The following is a 21,156-nucleotide window of genomic DNA, read 5'->3' as shown; positions in this document are numbered from 1 at the left end:
GATAAAAGATATTTTTGGACAGTCAGTATAGGACTTACCACAAAATATGTTTTAATTGGTGTTATTTTGAATTCCTCTTTAGTTGCTATTGCAAGTATTTTCATTGTTATTTTATCTACTATGTCATTCTATTTATTAGTTCGTTTTCAAGGTTATGTTCGTGCAATCAGCACTTCATATGATAATCAGTTGCAGGGAATAGTAAAAGGGGTTATTGCAACACTAGAGCTGAAAGATCCCTATACAAGGGGGCATAGTGAACGTGTTGCTAATTATGCTTTATTATTAGCCAAAGAATTAGGAAAACTTTCAAAGGATGAACAAAAATCATTTTTTTATGCCTGTTTACTCCACGATATTGGAAAGGTTCATATTCCTGATCAAATATTAATGAAACCAGGGAACCTGACTAAGGAAGAATTTGAAATTATTAAATCACATCCTGGTGTAGGGGCTGAAGCGGTTAAGAATGTCGAAGGAATAAATGACTGTATTTGCGTTATTCGTTATCATCATGAGCGCTGGGATGGAAAAGGATATCCCGATCAATTAAAGGGAGAGGAAATTCCTTTGCTTGCTCGAGTGGCTTCTATTGCAGACGCTTTTGATGCGATGACATCTTCGCGATCCTATCGGGCGGCAATGCCGGTTGAAGAGGCCTATCAACGTATTATTGAAGGAAAGGGTTCCCAATTTGACCCAATGCTCGTAGAAGAATTTAAAAAGGTCTTCCCTGCCTGGGTTAAATTTCATGAAAAATATCCATGGACAAAAAAGTGGGAAATTATTAAGGAGGTGGAGTGATGAAAATCCGTAAGTTAAAGAAAGTTAAAACAACTTGCTGGTGGTGTTCTTGGGTAGGAGTAAAACCATAAGAGGTTAGGGATGCTAGCAATATGCTAAGCATCCTTCTTTAATGTTTAAATAACAGGATAAAAGGTGTTAGTATGAACATTTCACTCGAGTCACATCTTATGTTGGTTCCGATTAATATTCGCAAGGATAAAAAACATTATATTGTCGAAGATAAGGATTCTGGTGAGTTTTATGAAATGCCAGAGATTTGTATTGATGCGATCAACTTAATGAATCAAGGTGATCGTTTAGGAGAAATTGAGAGAAAACTTAAGGGGAAATATCCTGATGATGAAGTAGATATTCTCGATTTTGCTGGACAGTTACTAGAATTGGAATTGATTGGGGAAATTGAGGGGGTAAAGGTTGAAAAAAAGATTCATTTAAAAGAAGCAAAGGGCTTTTTATGGATCTCACCAAAGATTGGTAGACTCTTCTTTAATAAGTTTACCTATCCTTTGTATATATCCTTATTTGTAATAAATCTCATCCTATTCATTTCCAAACCTTCCTTAATTCCTCATCATGAAGATATATTTGTTTTTGATATTATGGTACTTAATGTAATTTTATGGATGACTTTTACTTTTTTTCTAGTGCTTATCCACGAGTTTGGGCATATTTTGGCCATAAGAGCATATAACCTGCCGACAAATTTGGAGATTGGTCATCGTTTATTTTTTGTTGTTTTTGAGACGGATATGTCATCGATTTGGAAACTAGCACCTAAAGATAGGAATGTATTATTTTTAGCAGGGCTTTGTTTCGATACGGTAACCCTTTTTATTTCCTTAGTTTGTCAATTGGTTTTTTCTAATGAGTCAGGGATTATCATGGGTTTAACGAGTCTAGCAGTTTTTGATATTTTTATGAGAATTTCTTTTCAATGCTGCTTTTATATGAAAACAGATTTATATTTTGTTTTCGAAAATGTATCTGGATGTTACAATCTGATGGAAAATGCCAATCAGACAATTCGTAAATGGTTTCCGATTCTTAAAAATAGATCACTGAACGAGATTGAATTCGAAAGCGAACGAAAGACGATTTTCTTATATGCCATTTTCTGTGTCTTTGGAATATTATTAACTCTCTTCTTTTATGTAAAATATTATATTCCTGAAGTAATCCATGCTGCAAACCTTCTTCTTCCAGGTTATTTAAAATCACCAACAAGCCTCGCTTTTTGGGATGCTGTAGTTTTCACACTGCAGGTTGGCATCTTCTTAATTTTGCTTTTGAATTCATGGCGAAAAAAATACCTCAAAAATTAATTTGTGGCAAACCTTTGTCTAAAATAATATTTCTCAGGGTTTTTTCCCCTGAGGATAGGGGAGTTCCCCTATGTAGTTAACACTTCAGTTTTTCTTACAATAAGGGTAAGAAAACGGAAGTGTTATTTTTTTGAGGAGGAGCATGAAATGCAGGCCAATACTTCAGCAACTAAAAAACAGGGTAGCTCAATCAATGATGCGTTTGCATCCCATTTTGCGAAATCAATGTTTCTAACGGTGGCCGGACTACTAATCTTAACTTTTATCGGAACAAGAATGTTTACACATATCGATTTGAATCTGTACGGATATATGGTTGGGACACTTGTTTTTATCGGTGGATTTTTTTACCGCTTTATTGCATGGGGCGAAAGACCGCCAACCAAAGTTTTTATCAAAAAAGGCTTAAAGTTACTTTTTAGAAAAAGTACACCTAAAACAGCTGTAAATCATTTAGCAATTTATGATTTCGTCCGCAATCGTGGAATCTACCGTTGGGTTCAGCATATCTTAATCGGCTGGGGCTGCGTCCTTGCTTGCTTGGTTACTTTTCCACTTGTATTTAGCTGGATGTATTTTACGATGGAAGACAATGGCTACTATACAATCGTGTTATTTGGAATGAACGTCATGAATGTTAAAGCTGATGGAATTATCGCCTGGCTATCCTATAATGCCTTAAATATTGCTGCCATCATGGTAACGGCAGGTGTGTGTATGGCATTATACCGCCGCTTGAAAAACATGCAGGCTAGAGCAGAGCAAAAATTCATGTATGACTTTTTGCCCCTTTACCTATTACTTTTTATTTCGATTACAGGACTTTTATTAACGTTCCAGAACGTTGTCTTACATGGCTGGATGCAGCCGCAAATGTCGTTAATCCACCAATTCTCAGTCATTGTGACATTAATCTATTTACCATTCGGAAAGCTTGCACATATCCCATTCCGTCCAATGAGCGTATTTGCAAGAAACTACCGTGAACATTATGGAGAACAACATATGAAAGAATGTAAGGTATGCGGGGAACATTTTGTATCCGTTGAACAATCAAACGATGTTATTCAAGTATTGGGTGTTAATGAGATCGAATTTAATATGCAAGATGGCTTTAATCTTGCTGAATTGTGTCTTCCGTGCCGAAGAAAATATCGAATATCGAGATTCTCAGGATTCGCAACCCATCAAGTGAAGGTCAAGGAGGCAAACCAGAATGCAAAGGGATAATTTTAGGAATGAACGAGATAAATTTTTTAAAGAAATCGAAAACTTAAACCATCCCAATGAAACCTTAGTCAAGACACACTGCAGCTATTGTGCAATGCAGTGTGGGATGAACTTAAGGGTAAATACAAAAACAAACAAGATCGTTGGGGTTGAGCCTCGATATGATTGGCCGGTAACTTTAGGAAAGATGTGCCCGAAAGGAGTTACTGCTTACCAACAGGTAAACAATAAAGACCGTTTGCTAAAACCATTAATCCGTGATGATCAATCATTAAAAGGTACGACAAATGGCTTCCGTGAAGCAAGCTGGGATGAGGCATATGATCTTATTGTAAAAAAATTCACCGGGCTTCAAGCGAATTATGGAAAAGATTCAATCTCAGTGTATAGCGGTGTTTCAATGACAAATGAAAAGTGTTACCTAACCGGGAAATTTGCTCGTGTTGGACTTCAAACACGCTATATTGATTATAATGGCCGATTCTGTATGGCTAGTGCAGCAGGTGGTTTAAATCGCTCATTGGGTATAGATAGAGGTTCAACAATACCATGGACGGATGTACAGGAAACCGATTGTATTTTTCTTGCAGGCAGTAATACCGCCGAATGTCATCCGACAATGATGTTCAGGGTTTGGGCAATTCAGGAACGTGGCGGCTATGTGATTGTTGCTGATCCAAGGGAAACACCAGTTGCCAGAAGAGCAGATCTTCACCTTGATTTAAGACCTGGTACGGACCTTGCACTTGCCAATGGGATTGTTAATTTAATTATCCAAAATGGCTATGCTGACGAAGAATTTATAAAAAATCATACAAATGGATTTGAAGAAACAAAAGAGCTTGTTAAACAATTCACACCAGAATATACAAGTGTGATAACAGGTGTGGCACCTGAGAAAATTATACGCGCAGCAGAATTGTACGGTAAAGCGCCAAATGCTATAGTCATGTTTGCCAGAGGGATTGAGCAACAAATTAAAGGGGTAGATAACGTTTCTGCCTATACAAATATGGCTCTTGTTACAGGGAAAATTGGCCGTGCTAAATCGGGTGTTGCGACCATTACAGGACAGGGCAATGGTCAAGGTGGACGTGAACATGGGCAAAAAGCCGATGCACTACCTGGATATCGTAAAATAGCGAATCCTGATCACGTAAAATATGTCTCAAAGGTGTGGGGCATTGAACCAGAAGAAATGCCACAAGAGGGTGTATCCGCATTTGAAATGTTTGGATTAATGGAACAAAAGACCATACGTGCATTATACCTATTATGTTCAAATCCTGCCGTTTCTGCACCAGATCAAAATTATGTTCGTCAACAGTTGAAAAACTTAGACTTCATGGTATGTGTTGACTTTTATCTTTCAGAATCTGCTGAATTTGCTGATGTTGTGCTGCCTACAACAACTTGGGCAGAGGATGAAGGGACAACTACAAATGTTGAAGGACGGATTATTAAGATTAATCGGGCACAAATGCCTCTAGGAGAATCAAAGCCAGACTGGAAGATTCAAGTAGAAATTACCGAGCGAATGGGACGCGGAAAATATTTTTCACACTTAAATACTTCTGAAGATATATTTAATGAACTTCGTGTTGCTTCTAAAGGTGGAACGGCTGACTACTACGGCGTAACATGGGAAAAGATCGACAAGCAAGACGGCGTGTTCTGGCCATGTAAAGATGAAAATGATCCTGGAACACCACATTTATTTTTAGATAAAAAGTTTAACCATTCAGATGGAAGAGCAAAAATTCTTGCATTGCCATACAGACCGTCCGCAGAAGAACCTGATGAAGAATACCCATTGCGTTTAACAACAGGACGTGTAGTCTACCATTATTTATCAGGGAATCAAACGAGAAGAATTCAATTCCTTCGCGATATGTGTCCTGAGCCCTTTGTAGAAGTGCATCCAGAAACAGCAGCAAAATACAATATTGAACACGAAGAATTCGTCCGTCTCTATACTCGGAGAGGAGAAACAAACTATAAAGTGAAAATCACAGAGGCCATTCGGAAGGATACCGTGTTTGTTCCTTACCACTGGGGCCATGAAAAATCTATAAATCTATTGACAATCGGTGCTCTTGATCCATATTCAAGAATGCCAGAATTTAAAGCTTGTGCAGCGCAGATTGAAAAACTGAAAAAAAGGGCGGTGCAGTAAATGAAAAAGAGGTTATATCTAGAACTTGAAAACTGTATAGGATGCCGCTCCTGCTTAGCGGCTTGTACACAGTGCGGAGGGCATGAGGAGCGTAACCGTAACTATGTTTACGATGTTAACCCGCTTGTAAACCGTCAAACGATGCCTCTAATGTGCCTTCACTGCGTGAATCCGGCATGTGCACGAAGCTGTCCTGCTCAGGCGATCCAAATTCACGAAACAGGAGCCGTTCTATCTGCTCTTGTTGAAAAATGCATTGGCTGCCAAAACTGTACGATTGCCTGTCCATACGGTATTCCGAAGTTCGATACAGAGCAAAATCTAATGTATAAGTGTGATCTTTGTATTGACCGCTCTAAAGATGGCATCCCGCCAATGTGTGCGAGCGTATGCCCAACGAATACATTACAATGGTTAACGGATGAAGAAATTGAAGCGAAACAAAAGCAATTTAATTTAAATAATGGTAAATGGGTAACAAGCATGCCTTATTTAGAAGGCGAAACAAATGTAAAAGTGAATCTCCCTGGGATCCTTCAGGGCGTCACTAAATTGTTTTAGGGGGGATTATGAATGTCAGAAAAAAATAATAAAATCCCATTCAATGAAGATAACTATACACATAACATAAATCGTAATAATGAAAGAAAACTAGACCGCCGTGGCTTTATGAAAACATTGGTCGGTGCTGCGGGAGTGTTCGCTGTTTCATCGCTCCCATGGGGAGTGCTGGCTGCAAAAGAATTAAATAGTCTTGGTGATAAAAAATATCCGAAACAGAAAATTACCGATGTCAGCGCACTGCCAATCGGTGATGCGGTTGACTTTTCCTTCCCTGGTGAGCATGACAGCGCCATTTTAATCAGACTTTCTGAAAATAAATATGTTGCTTATCAAAATGCTTGTACTCATCTTCGCTGTCCGGTTTTTTGGCAAAAGGAAGAGCAAGAAATGCTTTGTCCATGCCACCATGGGAAATTTGATGTCGAAACAGGTGCACCTACCGCAGGCCCGCCAAGACGTCCGCTTCCTGAAATTCATGTGAAGGTTGAAAACGGTGCTGTTTATGCGGTGGGGGTGAAACGTTATGAAGCGTAGTTACATGCCTGTTGCACTTCTTCTAGCTGTGCTGATGTTAAATATTATTTTTACACAATACATGGTTCATCAATACTTTTATGAACATTATTCAAACACAATCATTGCTGCTATTATAAACGTTATTTTATTTCCAATCGCATTCCTTATTTATAAAAAAGGTGTGAATGTCAATGACTAGTGAAACTTATATTGACTTTTGTTTTGTGCGGCCGGAATCAGGTGGTTTTGCAGCCGAAATTGATGAATTATTGAAACATACCTTTGCAAAAAAGCGCTTGAATTGGTTTTTGGAAGAAAAAACAATTGACGGTGCTGATATGGTTGTTGCTGAAATAAAAGGGATGAGTGATTGGAAATCTGAAGAGGAAACGATTGGTTTTCTTGAGGAAAATGCGGGAGAGAGGTTTTGGGAGTATCTCCAAGGCTACAAGTTGTTTATCTATCCTGTGATGAGAGGATGTAATAGCTGTGGAACTCATTAAATTAGAAGATGTGAAACAGTTTGTCGGTATTCCAGTAGAGATAGCCATTCAAGACGAAGAGGGCGGTGACCAATCGCCGGCTGTGAAGAAAACAGTAAAAAAAGTCCAGCTTTGTCCTGACAGAACCCATATACGTTTCTACTTTGACGATTATTATTTTCTCGCGGTGCCGCTTGCAAGTAATGTGAGTCAGTCAGAAGAACATTGGTCGGCTTCCAATCCAGAAAGTGGTTTAACCTATACAGTAAAAAAGGTTCAGGTCTTGTAATAAGAACCTGCCTTTTTTAATATAAAGAAAAGGGAGGGAAGCATGATGGATGTATTAAAGTCAAAGCAGCAAGTCAGTACTTATATTATTCATTCCCAAGAAGAAGAAATTAAACGGATTGCTTTTGAGCTTCACGAAGGTGTCGGACAAAACCTGTACAGTATTTTAACAGGTCTGCAGTTTGTTGAATCAGCAGCACAAGAGCCTCATATGAAAAATTATTTACGCGAAATGGAATCGCTGATTGAAAAGACCATTCAGGAAATCAGGCTGCTCTCTGTTGAATTGCATCCGCCGGCATTAACAACCCTTGGTTTACTCCCTGCTATTAAAAGCTATATTAAGTTATATACTTCGACTTTTGGCATTCTGGTTGAATTAGAATCGACCGGTAAGGAAAACTCAATTCCTGAGCGAAACAGTATCGCTGTTTTTCGAGTTTGCCAGGAAGCACTTACGAATATTGCGAAATATGCTGATACATCTAATGTAAAAATGAACTTTATCTGGAATAATGATGAATTAAAAATTACTATTCATGATTTCGGTAAAGGATTTAAACTTGAAGAACATGATGATCACCATCATTCATCTGGTCTTGCAGCTATGAAAGAAAGAATGCTTCTAACTGGCGGGAAGTGTATCATTTCCTCTAAAATAGGAGAAGGAACATCTATTGACCTATCTCTGCCCTTATAAATTAAAGGAGAGTTATACATTGATAAAAATCCTATTGGTTGATGATCATGCTGTTGTGAGAAGCGGCTTAAAAATGCTGCTGAATACAAATCCTGAAATGGAAGTAGTCGGGGAAGCCTCAGAAGGAAATGAAGGAATCAAGAAAGCTTTAAAGCTGAAACCAGATGTGGTGGTCATGGACTTAAGCATGCCACATGGAAAAGATGGATTGTCGGCAACGACAGAGTTGAAAAAGTTAAAGCCTGAGATAAATATTTTAATTCTTACAATGCATGATGATGAGGAATACTTATTCCGTGCGATTCAAGGCGGAGCATCTGGCTGTATTCTAAAAAGCGCCCCACACAATGAATTAATGGCAGCTATCGAGTCGGTTGCTGCTGGCGATGCTTATCTTCATCCATCGGCACAGAAGCGGTTAATGGAAGAATATTTAGGCAGCCTTAAAGGTGGCAATGATACCTACAATCTCTTATCTGATCGTGAAAAAGAAGTTCTAACACTGATTGCTAAAGGCTACTCAAATAAGGAAATTGCAGAGCAGCTCGTCATAAGTGTAAAAACAGTAGAAACCCATAAAGGAAATTTGATGGAAAAACTACAAATGAAAACCCGGCCCGAGTTGGTAGAATATGCCGTTAAAAAGGGGTTATTAGGTTATGGTATTTAAGGAGAATGACCTGGGATGAAAGTAATTAAAGAACTGGAAGCGGTTACGGAGTTATGCAACAAGTTAATGGCTGCTGTAAATAGTGAATTTGTTGCTCTTGCCATCCAAAATGAATCTGGTCCTGATGTTAGATGGCATTATGCAACAGGCAATTTAAATGATAAGTACAAGAGAATAACGGTCCGTTACGGGAAAGGGATTGCCGGAAAAGTTATATCTAGTGGAAGTCCGATGATGATGTTCAACTTTCCGCATGATATTTTGGGAAAAGTAACGGATTATCCAATCGCACTTGCTGAAAAACTTGTGTCCTGTTATGCAGTTCCATTATTTTTTAATGCTGTTCCTAAAGGGGTATTGCTCGTGGGAAAAAGGGTGAAATATTCATTTACCGAAGAGGAGCAGGAAAAGGTAAAGGAATCTGCATTATCCTTGGAACAACTAGTAAAAGAGCAGTTATTGTGATGTGGGGGATGGGGAAATGGATACAGATTTTCAGCTAACCAAAAATGAACTGATGGATTATAAATGTGCCCTTGATGCATCATCGATTGTTGCCATCACCGATTCACGGGGCATTATTACATATGTGAACGATCAATTTTGTCATATCTCCAAATATTCAAGGGAAGAACTTTTGGGACATGATCATCGAATTATTAATTCCGGTTTTCATTCTAGAGAATTTTTTAAAGAGATGTGGAGAACGATTGGTACGGGCAAGGTTTGGAAAGGCGAAATTTGTAATCAAGCAAAAGATGGAACCTATTATTGGGTTGATACAACGATCGTCCCGTTTTTAACTGATACGGGAAAACCATATCAATATTTGGCGATTCGCTACGAAATTACGGAAAGAAAACGCGTGGAGCAAGAATTACAAAAAATGATGACGACCATCATTGATGTGCAGGAAGAGGAACGAAAGCGCTTATCAAGAAATTTACATGATGGAATCGGCCAAAATCTTTATAGTCACCTGATAACAATCAACCGGATGCTTTCTGAAATAGACCATCCGCTCCTTGTCCAGATGCAAAAAGAAGCGGCCCAATTGATTGAAGAAATCCGCGAAATCTCCTGGGAACTGCGTCCATCTGTGTTAGATGACCTTGGGTTAGTGCCCGCCATCCGTTCTTATTTATCCCGTTATTCAGACCATTACCATATCGATGTTTATTTTGATTGCGTATTAAACCGCCGCCTTACTATCAGTATTGAATTGACGATTTATCGGATCATTCAAGAGGCGTTAACAAATATCCGAAAATATGCGGAAGTATCGGAAGCAGCTGTGACTGTAAGAGAGATAGATGACGTGGTTAGGGTAATGGTTGAAGACCAGGGGAAGGGTTTTGAGCCGAAAAAGCAATCGCCTGGTGTTGGCCTTTTCAGCATGGATGAAAGAGCCCGGTCTGTTAACGGTACCCTTACTATAAAAACTTCACCAGGAAAGGGAACAAAAATCATCTTAGAAGTACCAGGTTATTGAAGAGAATTAGAAAAGGGTGTAGGCACAAAAAGTGCCTGACACCCTTTTTAATTAGCTAATAGGAAAGAATAAATTTTTCAAATTTATTCTTTCCTAACGGATAAGTGCAACTGCGCCTCTGACTTCGACCTTAGGGGCTCGCAAATCGGCGAGGTTTCTTTATATTTTAAATGAGCTTTTTAAACTAACAATCCGATTGAACACAAGCTTGTCAACTGTTGTGTCTTTTGGATCGACATTAAAGTAGCCGTGTCTAAAGAATTGGAATTTTTCCTGTGGTCTGCTTTCTCTCATGTTTGGTTCAACAAAGCCTTGCAGCACTTCCAATGAGTTTGGATTAACATAATCAAGGAATGTTTTTCCTTCTTCATCAGCCTCTTCAGTTTCATCCAATATTAACGGTTCATATAAACGAAATTCAGCTGGAACAGCATGGGTTGCTTCTACCCAATGAATCGTTCCCTTTACTTTTCTGCCAGTAAAACCTGTACCGCTTTTTGTTTCTGGATCGTATGTGCAGCGGAGCTCCACGACTTCACCATTTGCATCCTTAATGATTTCTTCACATTTAATGAAATATGCATTTTTTAGGCGAACCTCATTGCCAGGGAACAGACGGAAATATTTTTTTGGCGGCTCTTCCATGAAATCATCTTTTTCGATATAAATCTCACGGGAAAACGGAATTTTTCGCATTCCCATTTCAGGATTTTCTGGATTGATTTCGGCATCAAGCAATTCAATTTGGCCTTCCGGATAATTTGTGATAACTACTTTTAATGGGTTAAGGATACCCATTGTCCGAGGTGCCTTTAATTTCAAATCTTCACGGACAAAGTGTTCAAGCATTTGCGAATCAACAGTACTGTTGTTCTTAGTAATAGCTGTTTCGCTAACAAAGGTCCGAATCGATTCAGGGGTGAACCCTTTTCTTCTCATCCCGGAAATGGTTGGCATCCGTGGGTCATCCCAGCCATCAACAAACCCTTCGTCTACCAATTGCTTAAGCTTCCGTTTACTCATAACAGTATTGGACACGTTTAAGCGGCCAAATTCGATTTGCTGTGGTGTGTTCTCCATTTCACTATGTTCCACAACCCAATTATAAAGAGGACGCTGATCCTCAAATTCAATCGTACAAATCGAATGAGTAACACCCTCAATCGCATCTTCAAGTGGATGGGCAAAAGCATACATTGGATAAATGCACCATTTATCCCCCGTGTTATGATGAGTAGCATGAGAGATTCGGTAGATGACAGGGTCACGCAAATTAATATTTGGTGAGGCCATATCAATTTTTGCCCGCAAGACCTTTTGACCGTTGTCGAACTCACCCTTCCGCATCCGTACAAATAAATCAAGGTTTTCCTCAATGGTTCGGTCGCGGTATGGGCTATTCTTTCCAGGCTCTGTCAGTGTGCCGCGGTATTCACGGATTTCATCAGCTGACAAGTCGTCTACATATGCTAAACCTTTTTTAATTAAAAGAACAGCCTTGTTATACATTTCTTCAAAATAATTGGAGGCAAATAATAAGTTATCCCATTCGAAACCAAGCCATTTTACGTCTTCTTTAATAGAATTTACATATTCGATATCTTCCTTTAACGGGTTGGTATCGTCAAAGCGTAAATTGGTTTTCCCGTTAAATTCATCTGCTAAGCCAAAATTGATGATAATCGATTTTGCATGTCCAATATGTAAATAACCGTTTGGCTCTGGTGGGAAACGAGTAATGATCTCTTGGTGCTTACCTGATTCCAAGTCTTTTATCATAATATCTTTAATAAAGTTTGATGTTTGATTATCCACCATTTTCAACCTCTTTCTTCATTGTCTAGCTCCGGCCGCCATCTGCTCGGTCATAAGCCAATCCGTGTAAGAAGATTAAAGAACAACTTTCCTGCCGGCTTGTCTTATCCTAGGCTGCTTCGTAGGCATTAAGGAAGATTAATCTTTGCTTCGTTTTACTTGCCAATCGATTAGTCTTCCTATATTGCCAATAAGCAAGCGCCTTCCGCTTTTCTTCATTTCTATTACTTATAAATAACATAAAAACTGATATTTTTCCATTGTTCCCAACAATTCATGAACAAAACAGGCATATTATGAGAAATTTTCAATTTTATCATTGGTAAACGAGGCATAAAAAGACTAAAATGGTATCTTAAAGTAATAAAAAAGAAAGAGGTAGTGAAATGATTAACTTTGCTACAGTTGGAACAGGATGGATTACCGAATCCTTTATCCAGGCAGCAAGCCTAAGCAAACAGTTTCAGTTAGTGGGGGTTTACTCTCGAACAGAGGAGAATGCGAAAAAACTTGCTGATCAATATAAAGCTCCATATTTTTATTCAGATTTAGCAGAAATGGCAAAAAGCAAAGAAATACAGGCTGTATATATTGCTTCGCCTAATTCTGTCCATTTTGAACAAACACTAACCTTTTTAAAAAATAAAAAACATGTCATCTGTGAAAAGCCGATTTTTTCAAATACTGCTGAATTAGCAGAGGCATACCGGACAGCGGAAGAAAACGGAGTTTACTTGTTCGAAGCGATTCGAAATATCCATACACCTAATTTTAATATTTTAAAGGAAAAGCTTCCTTTAGCTGGGAAGCTGAGAAGCACGATGCTTCCTTATATCCAATATTCCTCCCGGTATGATTTATTTTTGCAAGGGGAGGAGCCTAATATCTTCTCTGCCCAATACTCAGGTGGTGCACTCGTTGATTTAGGCGTCTACCCGCTTTATTTAGCGGTTGGATTGTTTGGGGATCCGCATAAGGTTACCTATCACCCAGTAATGTTAAGAAGCGGTGTAGATGGAAGCGGGACGCTTGTGTTGGAATATAAAGAATTCGTTTGTACGATTCTTTGTTCAAAGATATCTCATTCGGTTCTTCCATGTGAAATTCATGGGGAGGCAGGAACCTTTGTCCTTGAAGATGCTGCGCCAATTTCCGAGATTAAATTCATTGACAGCCATACAAAAGCAAGTCAAATCTTAAGTGTCGAGCAAGAAGAACAAAACATGGTCTATGAATGTTTAAATATCGCCCAAATCATTGAAACGAAAAATGATGAGGAGTATAATCGGCTAAAAAAATGGAGCGAAATTGTCCTCCGCATTACAGAAGAGGTGCGAAAGCAAAATAACATAATTTTTGCCACAGAAAAATAATAAAATGCCAGTGGATTTGTCTATCCACTGGCATTTTTTATTAGACGATAGGAAAGTATAACTTTCCTATCAGGCATAAGGGTGACTACGCCTCTATCATCGCCCTTCAGGGCTCGCCAATCGGCGAGTTTTCTTTATCCACTTGTGTCCTGACACTGGCTTTTACCAATCGAATGTTTTTACATGTAAGGAGCTAATGTGACATCTTTATGAAATGCATTGATTCGATGATTTAAATCACATACCCGTTTTTTTCCGTTATTTATAGTTAAGATAACGATAGAATGGAGGAAACGCTATGAAGTCAAAAGCTTGGTATAAGAAACAATTGAAATGTAAGCCTGTACAAATCACAAGGTATACCGTTCAGGCAGTGTTTCTGTTGTTTTTACTATATGTAGGTCTGCAATTTTATCAATTTTATCAGCATTTTGAAACGAACGGAAAAACGCCTTTCGTCGAACGTCCATCTGCGGTAGAAGGATTCTTGCCTATCAGTGCTTTGGTGGCACTTAAGGTTTGGCTGACGAGTGGAGAGTTTGATGTAATCCATCCGGCAGGACTTGTGCTGCTCTCGTTTTTTATTGGGGCAGGCATCCTCTTTCGTAAATCATTCTGCAGCTGGATTTGCCCTGTTGGAACGGCTGGTGAAATGATCGGCTGGCTTGGCAGGAAACTGTTTAAAAAGAACTTTGAAATGCCGCAATGGCTTGTTTGGTTTTTAACGCCAATAAAATATGTCTTGTTGTTATTCTTTGTGGCGATGGTTATTCAAATGGACACCTTTAGCGCAAAAAGCTTTCTTGTAGATCCTTATAATAAAGTTTCTGATGTAAAAATGTTATTACTATTCCTTAACATAAGCGGCTTTATGTTGAAATTTATTATTGTCATTTTTATTCTATCATTATTTTTCAGAAACTTTTGGTGCCGGTTCCTTTGCCCGTACGGTGCATTGATTGGTCTTGGTTCCATCTTTAGAGTTACCAAAATACAGCGAAATGAAGATACCTGTACGAACTGTGAAATGTGTACAAAGGTTTGTCCTCAAAGATTGAAGGTTCATAAGGCAGAGAAAGTAAATTCACTCAATTGTTCTGCCTGTATGTCATGTGTGGAAGCATGCCCGGTAAAGGATACATTGAACATGACGGTTGCTAACAAAAAGGTTAATAAATGGTTCGTTCCTGTTACTTTCTTTGTTCTGTTTTTCCTTGTCATTGGTATTGCAAAAATCACAGGCCATTGGGATACCATCATATCCTATCAAGAATGGAAAGAATTGATTCCAGATGCTCGGTACATCGGTCATTAGAATTACTTGTTCCATTTGCAGCATCAAGTTGGTTGCTTTTGAATAGGTTTCTTGTGAAACCTATTCATTTCTTATAAAATTTAAACAAATACGTTTTCGTACTAATATGATTGGACTGATTTAGCATGCTATTTTTAAAGGAAATGCCGATAGAAGCAAAGGAAAAAATTCTTTATTCGGGACTTTTTCTTTTTACCAATGAAGGCTTTAAAAAAACCTCCGTTCTGGATATTGTTGAAATGGCGAGGGTTTCTAAAACAACCTTTTACCAATACTTCTCAAGTAAAGAGGAATTAATGGCTGAGCTATTGAATTTGGTAGCTTCGGAAATACTTGAGGAGGTTAGAAGGGCAAATGAACAAGAACCTAGAAATGCCTATAAAGCTTATGTAGGGATTCGCCGCTATATTGAAATTTGTTTTACTGATATTAAGGCCGCCAACCTAATGTTGGTAGAATCAGTCGGTGTTTCAAAAGAGGTGGAAAAAGTAAGAAATGAGACCCACCGCCGTTTTGCCCAACTTATTTTTCAAACCGTACAGGGGTTGTTGCCTGAAACGGTTTCCGAATCGGATATGCGTGTCGTATCGCAGGCAATGGTAGGAGCCATCAACGAAGTAGTTGTTCAAAATTATGGAGAAGAGAGCGGCAAACAAGTCAATTTTGATGAAATTGCCCGCCTTCTTAATCGAATTGTAATTGGAGCTTTCGTGAATTTAGCTAATTAACGGATGGTTTTTAAGGAGAAGTCAAAAAAGTTCAAAAATTTTTCATTGAATAATACGGATACGTATTAGTATTATAGATTTAGATGAAATACCAGTTTCTACTAATGAGGGGGGATTTACTAATGGCAAAAGGAATTAACGAATACTCGTTACCAGACCTAATGGAAAGAATTGAGGAGATTTTTAATGAAAATCCCACACCAATTAAAGGGTTTAACGCGATTGTTCAATATGATGTACACGGTGAGGAGACGGGTACATACCAGCATTATTTTCAGAATGATAAACTAACGATTAAGGAAGGAGTAGAAGCTGCTCCTGATGTAACCATGGCATTATCATATGATAACTTCAAAAAATTTGTTTTAGGAAAACAAAGTGGCGCTGTTGCATTAATGACAGGGAAGGTAAAGGCCAAAGGTGATATTAGCAAAGGAATGAAAATAGAAACCATTCTCCGAAAATATAATATTAAGGAACCATTTTAAGTCAGTTTTAACAGGCAGAAACATCGATATTGGAAAAACAGACACTGTAGGGCTACTGCCTTTTTTGTCACTTTTTTTCGATACCTTTTGATGAATTAAAAGAGGGCATCATTTATCGAATCGGTGAATTTTGGGAGCATTTCATTGAATTGGCAGGAGTCCACTCTCCTGTCTTTTTTTAGTTTAAGGTTCTATTTACCGGTTTCCAAAAAAATAATGGAAAAAGATTGGGGCAATATGAAATAATGAGAAAAAGTACAATACGATTGTATTAGGAGTGAAATAGGATGAGGATATTCGATATTTCTAGAAAGCTGGAAAATGGAATGCCGGTTTGGCCGGGGGATACCCCTTTTCAATTTGAGGTCTCATGGCCTATGGAGGAAAGCGGCTCAGTAAATGTTGGCAGGCTCGAATTAAGTACTCACACAGGAACACATGTGGATGCCCCTTTTCATTTTGATAACAATGGAAAACGAATCATTGAACTGGATCTTAGTCTTTACATTGGCCCTGTGAGAGTCATTAATATGATTGGTAAGGAAAGTATTAGTGCAGCGGATTTGAACGGCAGTGATCTTGATGGGTGTAAAAGGGTTTTATTTAGAACACTTGCCTGGCAAAATCCAGCCGATTTCCCTGAGAAAATCCCATATATTGAGCCAGACCTGGCGCCATTATTAGCTAGTAAAGGGGTTAAGCTTATTGGTTTAGATGTTCCGTCTGTGGATCCGATTGACAGTAAGGAGCTGCCAGCACATCACAGTTTATATGATAATGGGATTCACATTTTAGAATCACTAATGCTAGAAGGAATCGAACCGGGAGATTACGAACTAATCGCCCTGCCGCTGCCACTAGTCGAAGGAGACGGCAGCCCCGTCCGCGCCATCCTAAGACAATGGTAGGGTGTCAAATTGGGTGACAGGCACTCTTTGCACTAAGGATTTGTACTCCCACGGTGGTAAAAAGGGTGTCAGGCACCCTTTGCACTACGCCGCTGGTAGATTAATCAATTTCATAAGGGAAAAGGGGTGATAAACTAGCATAAAACCATTCACGAAGGAGAGTGGAATTATGTTTGAAATAGTTGATAAAAAAGTAGTCATGGATGTCCGGGAACGTGTTGTGAAGGGGGAGCATCCACGGCGGGAAATATTAAACTTTCTTAAAGCTGCACCAGTAGGAACTATTTTCGAAATTCATTTACCGCATCGAGGAGAGCGGTTAATCGCAAATTTGCAATCATTTGGAATGAACGTGATTGTCAATGAAATCGAACCTATGCATTTTAGACTTATGGCTGTAAAATTAGATGAGTTTTAATTCATTTCCGCCATTTGTTTAAGTTGGTCCAACTCTAGAATTTGTATTTTTCTGCGTCCGTCCATTGCAATCAGCTTTTGTGACATAAACGCTAAGAGCTTTCTACTCACCGATTCTGGAGTTGTTCCAATATAGCTGGCCAAATCCTTTTTCGTTATGGGCAACGTAAAGGTTCCGTTCCTTGCGTTCAATTTATCATGAAAAAGAATAAGCGCCCTTGCCAGTCGCTGTTCCACTTCCATTAAACTCAAAAATCCAACCGACTCATCCGCCTCATACAAACGGTCATTTACTGTCAGTAAAAAACGGAAGGATAAATCAGCGTTATTCTCCATCGTCTTCAGAAAATCCTTTTTCTCAATATAGCAAATCACCGTAGGTGATCCCCCTATTGCTTCCGCATTAACATAGTGTTTTTCGCTCTTCAGTAATGAAAATAACCCGAAAAAATCCCCTGGAAACAACAAGCGGACAATTTGCTCCTTTCCTTCTGCCGACATTTTTGTTAGTTTAATCAGACCTTCATTTACAACAAATAGAGTTTCGGAACGTTCCCCTTCTCGAAAAATAAACTCCCCTTTTAAAAAGTGACGGCTCCTTGTTGCTTTTTGTAATAGTTGAAGGTCCGCTTCTTTCATCCCTTTAAAAACGGGAACAGATGTAATGCATGAAGATTGACGAGAACAACAATGGTCACAGCGCATTCTCCCAACTCCTATCCGATATTCTATAAGTTTAATATTATCTGTTTATGCAAATTTAAGTAGTGATTTGTATCAATTCTCTCCTTTTCTTGATACAGATCAAGGTTAATGAGAATGATTCCCGTTAAAATGAAAGAAAAACATGAGGTGATTTCACCATGAATGCATCCTGTTTAATTGTTTATTCAAGTATGACAGGGAATACTGAAGAAATAGCCAACCTTATAGGAGAAGGCATTCAAGAGACCGGCGGTTCTGTAACGATAAAGGATATTTTAGAAGTAGATGTAACAGATCTTCAAGATTACGATGGTATATTGTTGGGTGCCTATACTTGGGGAGATGGAGAGCTGCCGGATGAGTATCTTGATTTTTATCATGAAATGGCCCAATTAAATTTAACGAATAAAATAGCAGCTGCCTTTGGCTCCTGCGACTCTTCGTATGAGCATCGCGGGGGTGCGGTTGATATTTTGGAGAAAAAGCTTGCGGAATTAGGTGCTGATATTGTGCTTGAGAGTTTAAAAATCGACCTTTCACCAACTGCAACGGGAATAGAACAATGTATCAAATTTGGTCATTCCTTTGTAGAAAAATTATTATTTTCTTGAGAGGGGGTTGGTGAGGATGAGTATAATGGAACTGGCATTGAATGATGTTGCCTGTACCGGTTGTATAGGGAAAATAAAAAGAAAGATGCAAAGAACCCAAGGTATTGAAAAAATAATGATATTGTCCGGAAGTGGAAAAATGCTAATCAACTTTAATGAAAATATCATTCAACCGGAGGAAATTAATCGTAATCTTTATAAATGGACACTGCGAACATTTGATTAACAAATGCTGCTCTCATGGAGCATTTTTTTTTACAAAAATATACTTTATTAAGAACGTGTAAGTTCGTTATAATAAATATGTCGTGTTATGATAATACCTATGACAGTAATAATTTTTCCTCCCAGTAAAATAATAACCAAAAAAGGAGGAAATATTTTGGAGAACAAACAGGCAATAAATTCGAGGATGTCTTTATGTAAATTGAAGTAATTTTTAGAGGTTCAGTTACAAGCGGATTTAAATGTTCTCTTTTTATTCTTAATTAAAGAATGAGTAAGCGTACAAATTTAAAGCAACAATTGTTATAAATAGTAAAAAATTTTTAAAGGAGGAATCATGAGACTCTGTTTATTCCTGTTATTTGCCGGTGTACTGGACGCTGTCTTGACCCATTTCGGGATTGCTTCAGGTTTCGTTGAAGAAGGGAACCCGATGATGAAGCATGTCATTGAACAAAGCTGGTCATATTTTTATATGATAAAAATAGTTCTGCCGCTTCTCCTGCTTGGTTTGTTTTATCTTCGACCTTTGAAAGGATGGATTAGAACTCTCATCGTCTCCACCAGTGTTCTTTACCTCTCTGTCCTTGTATATCACATGATCTGGATTATCCTCTACATCAATACTTCAACATGATCCCATCTAGACACCCAAAGATTATTACGATAGTATCAATACGATATCGAAAAACAAATAATAAGAAAAATGATATAAGGAGTACAACATGTTAAATACGTTAAAGCCATTTTTGCAGGAAGCGTGGGAAAAATCAGGGTTTCAACAACCGACTTCGATTCAAGAAGCCGCAATCCCACTAATTTCAGAAGGCAAAGATCTAATTGCCGAATCACCGACAGGTACAGGAAAGACGCTCGCTTATTTACTTCCACTATTAAATAAAATCGATGTGAATGCGCAGTCCCTACAAGCAGTAGTGCTCGCCTCTTCACAAGAGCTGGTCATGCAGGTCTATCAAGAATTTCAAAAATGGTCGGAAGGAAGCGGAATAAGGGGCACGTCGATTATTGGCGGGGCAAACTTAAAACGGCAACTGGAAAAATTAAAAAAGCGCCCCCATGTTATTTTTGCGACACCTGGCAGATTGCTAGAACTAATTAAACAGAAAAAAGTTAAAATGCATGAAGTAAAAACAGTCGTTCTTGATGAGGGTGACCAGCTGCTGATTCCTGAGCATTTACACACTGTCCAAAACATTGTGAAGTCGGCCTTAAGTGACCGCCAAGTCGTTTTATTTTCGGCAACGATGAAATCAGCAACAGAAAAGCTGGCAAAAGAAATGACAAACAAACCTGAGGTACTAAGAATTGAAAAAGATGAAATGGCTTCATCTGGGGAAGTAGAGCATATCTATTTTTCATGTGAACCAAGGGACAAAATTAAACTGCTTGAAAAAATTGCACGCTTAGCAAATAGTAAAACGCTCGCATTTATAAATGACATCGGAGAGATTCAAGTTTTTAAAGAAAAAATGCTTTTTAAAGAGTTATCAATCGGGGTCCTGCATAGTGACATGAAGAAGCTAGAACGTCAGGAAACATTAAAGGCTTTCCGCGATGGTAAAATAAAAATGTTGATTGCTACAGATATTGCGGCACGTGGACTTGATATTCAAGGGGTTACACATGTGGTTCAGATTGACTTCCCAAAGGACATCTCCCAATATGTGCACAGAGCAGGAAGAACAGGGAGAATGGGCGCTAATGGTACGATTATCTCCCTTGTAACCGAGCGCGAAGAACGTGAACTTAAGCGCTATTGTAGTGAGTTAAACGTCCCGCTTCATAAAAGAGTTTTTTATCAAGGACAAATTGTTGCTCAAGAACAAAGAGGTAATAAAGTAAAACGATAAGGGCTGGCAGTGGCGGGAAAACCACTGCTATTTTCTTTAAGAACAGTTAATAACGATCTTCATTTTTAAAAAATAGGTGTCACTTTGAACCGCTTTTAATCCAAGTGGCGTATGCTTTTGAACAAATGACAGACTACCGTAAGCCACCCTTCATAGAATAAGTCTTCTTGAATTCATCCATACTATCAATGAATTTCTCAAAAAGGAGTTGGTATGTGTGGGAAGAAAGAAACTTGGTAATGCTAATGCCCAGCGCAACAACAATACGAAAAAGCCAATGAAGGATAGCTCTGATCTGGTTGAATTTACAACTGGTCAAGATTTAAAACGAAATCGTCCGAATAGTAAATAAATCAAGAAACGCCTCCTGAAAAAGCAAGGAGGCGTTTCGTTTTGTAAGAAGTAGCTCTATTTAAGGATTTGTTTATATCCATTAGGAATTTGTTCATAACT

At 38.5% G+C, this 21,156-nt stretch carries 27 protein-coding genes; 24 read left to right on the top strand and 3 right to left on the bottom strand.

Translation table 11 applies throughout. The annotated features are described in order from the left end of the window. The 13 genes from V7150_RS21395 to V7150_RS21335 all read left to right on the top strand — a co-directional run. A partial coding sequence (locus V7150_RS21395; RefSeq protein ID WP_335522309.1) for an HD-GYP domain-containing protein occupies positions 1-804 on the top strand: 804 nt, incomplete at its 5' end. Between the two features lie 143 nt (positions 805-947). Next, positions 948-2,129: a hypothetical protein gene (locus V7150_RS21390; RefSeq protein WP_335522307.1), complete on the top strand. Its 1,182-nt coding sequence runs from the start codon at positions 948-950 to the stop codon at positions 2,127-2,129. A gap of 147 nt (positions 2,130-2,276) precedes the next feature. Beyond that, complete coding sequence (locus V7150_RS21385; RefSeq protein WP_335522305.1) at positions 2,277-3,359, top strand: hypothetical protein; 1,083 nt, start codon at positions 2,277-2,279, stop codon at positions 3,357-3,359. Then, the gene (locus V7150_RS21380; protein ID WP_335522303.1) at positions 3,346-5,535 is read left to right on the top strand and encodes a molybdopterin oxidoreductase family protein; all 2,190 of its coding nucleotides are present in this window, start codon (positions 3,346-3,348) and stop codon (positions 5,533-5,535) included. The genes V7150_RS21385 and V7150_RS21380 overlap by 14 nt, the downstream gene beginning before the upstream one ends. Beyond that, complete coding sequence (locus V7150_RS21375) at positions 5,536-6,096, top strand: 4Fe-4S dicluster domain-containing protein (RefSeq protein WP_283921991.1); 561 nt, start codon at positions 5,536-5,538, stop codon at positions 6,094-6,096. Between the two features lie 12 nt (positions 6,097-6,108). Next, a complete protein-coding gene (locus V7150_RS21370) occupies positions 6,109-6,633 on the top strand; it encodes a ubiquinol-cytochrome c reductase iron-sulfur subunit (protein WP_335522300.1) in 525 nt (174 codons plus the stop codon). After that, positions 6,623-6,814: a hypothetical protein gene (locus V7150_RS21365; RefSeq protein WP_335522297.1), complete on the top strand. Its 192-nt coding sequence runs from the start codon at positions 6,623-6,625 to the stop codon at positions 6,812-6,814. The genes V7150_RS21370 and V7150_RS21365 overlap by 11 nt, the downstream gene beginning before the upstream one ends. After that, positions 6,807-7,118 carry a hypothetical protein gene (locus V7150_RS21360; RefSeq protein ID WP_335522295.1) on the top strand — a complete coding sequence of 104 codons (312 nt, stop codon included), beginning with the start codon at positions 6,807-6,809 and terminating at the stop codon, positions 7,116-7,118. Before V7150_RS21365 ends, V7150_RS21360 begins: the two co-directional genes overlap by 8 nt. After that, positions 7,105-7,386: a hypothetical protein gene (locus V7150_RS21355; protein WP_335522294.1), complete on the top strand. Its 282-nt coding sequence runs from the start codon at positions 7,105-7,107 to the stop codon at positions 7,384-7,386. Before V7150_RS21360 ends, V7150_RS21355 begins: the two co-directional genes overlap by 14 nt. Positions 7,387-7,431: 45 nt before the next feature. Then, positions 7,432-8,085 (top strand): sensor histidine kinase, encoded by a 654-nt coding sequence (locus tag V7150_RS21350; protein ID WP_335522292.1) that lies wholly within the window; start codon positions 7,432-7,434, stop codon positions 8,083-8,085. Between the two features lie 19 nt (positions 8,086-8,104). Continuing rightward, a complete protein-coding gene (locus V7150_RS21345) occupies positions 8,105-8,755 on the top strand; it encodes a response regulator transcription factor (protein ID WP_335522290.1) in 651 nt (216 codons plus the stop codon). Positions 8,756-8,770: 15 nt separating this feature from the next. Further along, on the top strand, positions 8,771-9,220 hold the full coding sequence (locus tag V7150_RS21340) for a GAF domain-containing protein (protein ID WP_283921998.1): 450 nt from the start codon (positions 8,771-8,773) through the stop codon (positions 9,218-9,220). A 16-nt stretch (positions 9,221-9,236) separates the two neighbouring features. Then, a complete protein-coding gene (locus tag V7150_RS21335; protein ID WP_335522287.1) occupies positions 9,237-10,247 on the top strand; it encodes a PAS domain-containing sensor histidine kinase in 1,011 nt (336 codons plus the stop codon). Between the two features lie 159 nt (positions 10,248-10,406). Here V7150_RS21335 and V7150_RS21330 read toward each other — a convergent pair whose 3' ends face one another. Beyond that, positions 10,407-12,065 (bottom strand): glutamine--tRNA ligase/YqeY domain fusion protein, encoded by a 1,659-nt coding sequence (locus tag V7150_RS21330; protein WP_335522285.1) that lies wholly within the window; start codon positions 12,063-12,065, stop codon positions 10,407-10,409. A gap of 106 nt (positions 12,066-12,171) precedes the next feature. After that, positions 12,172-12,303 carry a hypothetical protein gene (locus V7150_RS21325; RefSeq protein ID WP_335522283.1) on the bottom strand — a complete coding sequence of 44 codons (132 nt, stop codon included), beginning with the start codon at positions 12,301-12,303 and terminating at the stop codon, positions 12,172-12,174. Positions 12,304-12,448: 145 nt separating this feature from the next. On the opposite strand from V7150_RS21325, the gene V7150_RS21320 reads away from it, so the two are divergent. The 6 genes from V7150_RS21320 (at position 12,449) to V7150_RS21295 (ending at position 17,292) form a co-directional block, all read left to right on the top strand. Then, positions 12,449-13,435 (top strand): Gfo/Idh/MocA family protein, encoded by a 987-nt coding sequence (locus V7150_RS21320; protein ID WP_335522282.1) that lies wholly within the window; start codon positions 12,449-12,451, stop codon positions 13,433-13,435. Positions 13,436-13,733: 298 nt separating this feature from the next. Beyond that, on the top strand, positions 13,734-14,750 hold the full coding sequence (locus V7150_RS21315; protein ID WP_335522277.1) for a 4Fe-4S binding protein: 1,017 nt from the start codon (positions 13,734-13,736) through the stop codon (positions 14,748-14,750). 125 nt (positions 14,751-14,875) lie between these two features. Next, entirely contained in the window at positions 14,876-15,478 is a 603-nt protein-coding gene (locus V7150_RS21310; protein ID WP_335522275.1) for a TetR/AcrR family transcriptional regulator, read from the top strand. A gap of 122 nt (positions 15,479-15,600) precedes the next feature. Continuing rightward, complete coding sequence (locus tag V7150_RS21305) at positions 15,601-15,966, top strand: SCP2 sterol-binding domain-containing protein (RefSeq protein WP_335522273.1); 366 nt, start codon at positions 15,601-15,603, stop codon at positions 15,964-15,966. A 287-nt stretch (positions 15,967-16,253) separates the two neighbouring features. After that, positions 16,254-16,874: an arylformamidase gene (gene kynB / locus V7150_RS21300; RefSeq protein ID WP_335522272.1), complete on the top strand. Its 621-nt coding sequence runs from the start codon at positions 16,254-16,256 to the stop codon at positions 16,872-16,874. Between the two features lie 169 nt (positions 16,875-17,043). After that, positions 17,044-17,292, top strand: a complete 249-nt coding sequence (locus tag V7150_RS21295; RefSeq protein WP_335522270.1) for an amino acid decarboxylase — start codon at positions 17,044-17,046, stop codon at positions 17,290-17,292. Here the strand turns inward: V7150_RS21295 and V7150_RS21290 are convergent. Then, entirely contained in the window at positions 17,289-17,996 is a 708-nt protein-coding gene (locus V7150_RS21290) for a Crp/Fnr family transcriptional regulator (protein ID WP_335522268.1), read from the bottom strand. The two genes, V7150_RS21295 and V7150_RS21290, sit on opposite strands and share 4 nt — an antisense overlap. 158 nt (positions 17,997-18,154) lie before the next feature. Here V7150_RS21290 and V7150_RS21285 point away from each other — a divergent pair, with 158 nt between their 5' ends. The 5 genes from V7150_RS21285 to V7150_RS21265 all read left to right on the top strand — a co-directional run bounded on the left by V7150_RS21285 (position 18,155) and on the right by V7150_RS21265 (position 21,055). Next, positions 18,155-18,607 carry a flavodoxin gene (locus tag V7150_RS21285; RefSeq protein WP_335522266.1) on the top strand — a complete coding sequence of 151 codons (453 nt, stop codon included), beginning with the start codon at positions 18,155-18,157 and terminating at the stop codon, positions 18,605-18,607. A 16-nt stretch (positions 18,608-18,623) separates the two neighbouring features. Then, positions 18,624-18,833: a heavy-metal-associated domain-containing protein gene (locus V7150_RS21280; protein ID WP_335522264.1), complete on the top strand. Its 210-nt coding sequence runs from the start codon at positions 18,624-18,626 to the stop codon at positions 18,831-18,833. 336 nt (positions 18,834-19,169) lie between these two features. Further along, the gene (locus tag V7150_RS21275; protein WP_335522262.1) at positions 19,170-19,469 is read left to right on the top strand and encodes a DUF5658 family protein; all 300 of its coding nucleotides are present in this window, start codon (positions 19,170-19,172) and stop codon (positions 19,467-19,469) included. 88 nt (positions 19,470-19,557) lie between these two features. Continuing rightward, a complete protein-coding gene (locus V7150_RS21270; RefSeq protein WP_335522260.1) occupies positions 19,558-20,703 on the top strand; it encodes a DEAD/DEAH box helicase in 1,146 nt (381 codons plus the stop codon). A gap of 217 nt (positions 20,704-20,920) precedes the next feature. Further along, entirely contained in the window at positions 20,921-21,055 is a 135-nt protein-coding gene (locus V7150_RS21265) for a hypothetical protein (protein ID WP_335522258.1), read from the top strand. Positions 21,056-21,156: the final 101 nt, after the last annotated feature.

Origin of the sequence: Neobacillus drentensis (assembly GCF_036965245.1) — a bacterium.
Taxonomy (GTDB): Bacteria; Bacillota; Bacilli; order Bacillales; family Cytobacillaceae; genus Neobacillus; species Neobacillus drentensis_G.
The sequence above is the reverse complement of the archived record's forward strand: the minus strand, read 5'-3'. Positions and strand labels throughout refer to the sequence as shown.

Coding starts and splice junctions, on each gene's coding strand:
- V7150_RS21390 (WP_335522307.1), top strand. CDS start 948: ATGAACATTTCACTCGAGTCACATCTTATGTTGGTTCCGATTAATATT.
- V7150_RS21385 (WP_335522305.1), top strand. CDS start 2,277: ATGCAGGCCAATACTTCAGCAACTAAAAAACAGGGTAGCTCAATCAAT.
- V7150_RS21380 (WP_335522303.1), top strand. CDS start 3,346: ATGCAAAGGGATAATTTTAGGAATGAACGAGATAAATTTTTTAAAGAA.
- V7150_RS21375 (WP_283921991.1), top strand. CDS start 5,536: ATGAAAAAGAGGTTATATCTAGAACTTGAAAACTGTATAGGATGCCGC.
- V7150_RS21370 (WP_335522300.1), top strand. CDS start 6,109: ATGTCAGAAAAAAATAATAAAATCCCATTCAATGAAGATAACTATACA.
- V7150_RS21365 (WP_335522297.1), top strand. CDS start 6,623: ATGAAGCGTAGTTACATGCCTGTTGCACTTCTTCTAGCTGTGCTGATG.
- V7150_RS21360 (WP_335522295.1), top strand. CDS start 6,807: ATGACTAGTGAAACTTATATTGACTTTTGTTTTGTGCGGCCGGAATCA.
- V7150_RS21350 (WP_335522292.1), top strand. CDS start 7,432: ATGGATGTATTAAAGTCAAAGCAGCAAGTCAGTACTTATATTATTCAT.
- V7150_RS21340 (WP_283921998.1), top strand. CDS start 8,771: ATGAAAGTAATTAAAGAACTGGAAGCGGTTACGGAGTTATGCAACAAG.
- V7150_RS21335 (WP_335522287.1), top strand. CDS start 9,237: ATGGATACAGATTTTCAGCTAACCAAAAATGAACTGATGGATTATAAA.
- V7150_RS21330 (WP_335522285.1), bottom strand. CDS start 12,065: ATGGTGGATAATCAAACATCAAACTTTATTAAAGATATTATGATAAAA.
- V7150_RS21325 (WP_335522283.1), bottom strand. CDS start 12,303: ATGTTATTTATAAGTAATAGAAATGAAGAAAAGCGGAAGGCGCTTGCT.
- V7150_RS21320 (WP_335522282.1), top strand. CDS start 12,449: ATGATTAACTTTGCTACAGTTGGAACAGGATGGATTACCGAATCCTTT.
- V7150_RS21315 (WP_335522277.1), top strand. CDS start 13,734: ATGAAGTCAAAAGCTTGGTATAAGAAACAATTGAAATGTAAGCCTGTA.
- V7150_RS21310 (WP_335522275.1), top strand. CDS start 14,876: ATGCTATTTTTAAAGGAAATGCCGATAGAAGCAAAGGAAAAAATTCTT.
- V7150_RS21305 (WP_335522273.1), top strand. CDS start 15,601: ATGGCAAAAGGAATTAACGAATACTCGTTACCAGACCTAATGGAAAGA.
- kynB (WP_335522272.1), top strand. CDS start 16,254: ATGAGGATATTCGATATTTCTAGAAAGCTGGAAAATGGAATGCCGGTT.
- V7150_RS21295 (WP_335522270.1), top strand. CDS start 17,044: ATGTTTGAAATAGTTGATAAAAAAGTAGTCATGGATGTCCGGGAACGT.
- V7150_RS21290 (WP_335522268.1), bottom strand. CDS start 17,996: ATGCGCTGTGACCATTGTTGTTCTCGTCAATCTTCATGCATTACATCT.
- V7150_RS21285 (WP_335522266.1), top strand. CDS start 18,155: ATGAATGCATCCTGTTTAATTGTTTATTCAAGTATGACAGGGAATACT.
- V7150_RS21280 (WP_335522264.1), top strand. CDS start 18,624: ATGAGTATAATGGAACTGGCATTGAATGATGTTGCCTGTACCGGTTGT.
- V7150_RS21275 (WP_335522262.1), top strand. CDS start 19,170: ATGAGACTCTGTTTATTCCTGTTATTTGCCGGTGTACTGGACGCTGTC.
- V7150_RS21270 (WP_335522260.1), top strand. CDS start 19,558: ATGTTAAATACGTTAAAGCCATTTTTGCAGGAAGCGTGGGAAAAATCA.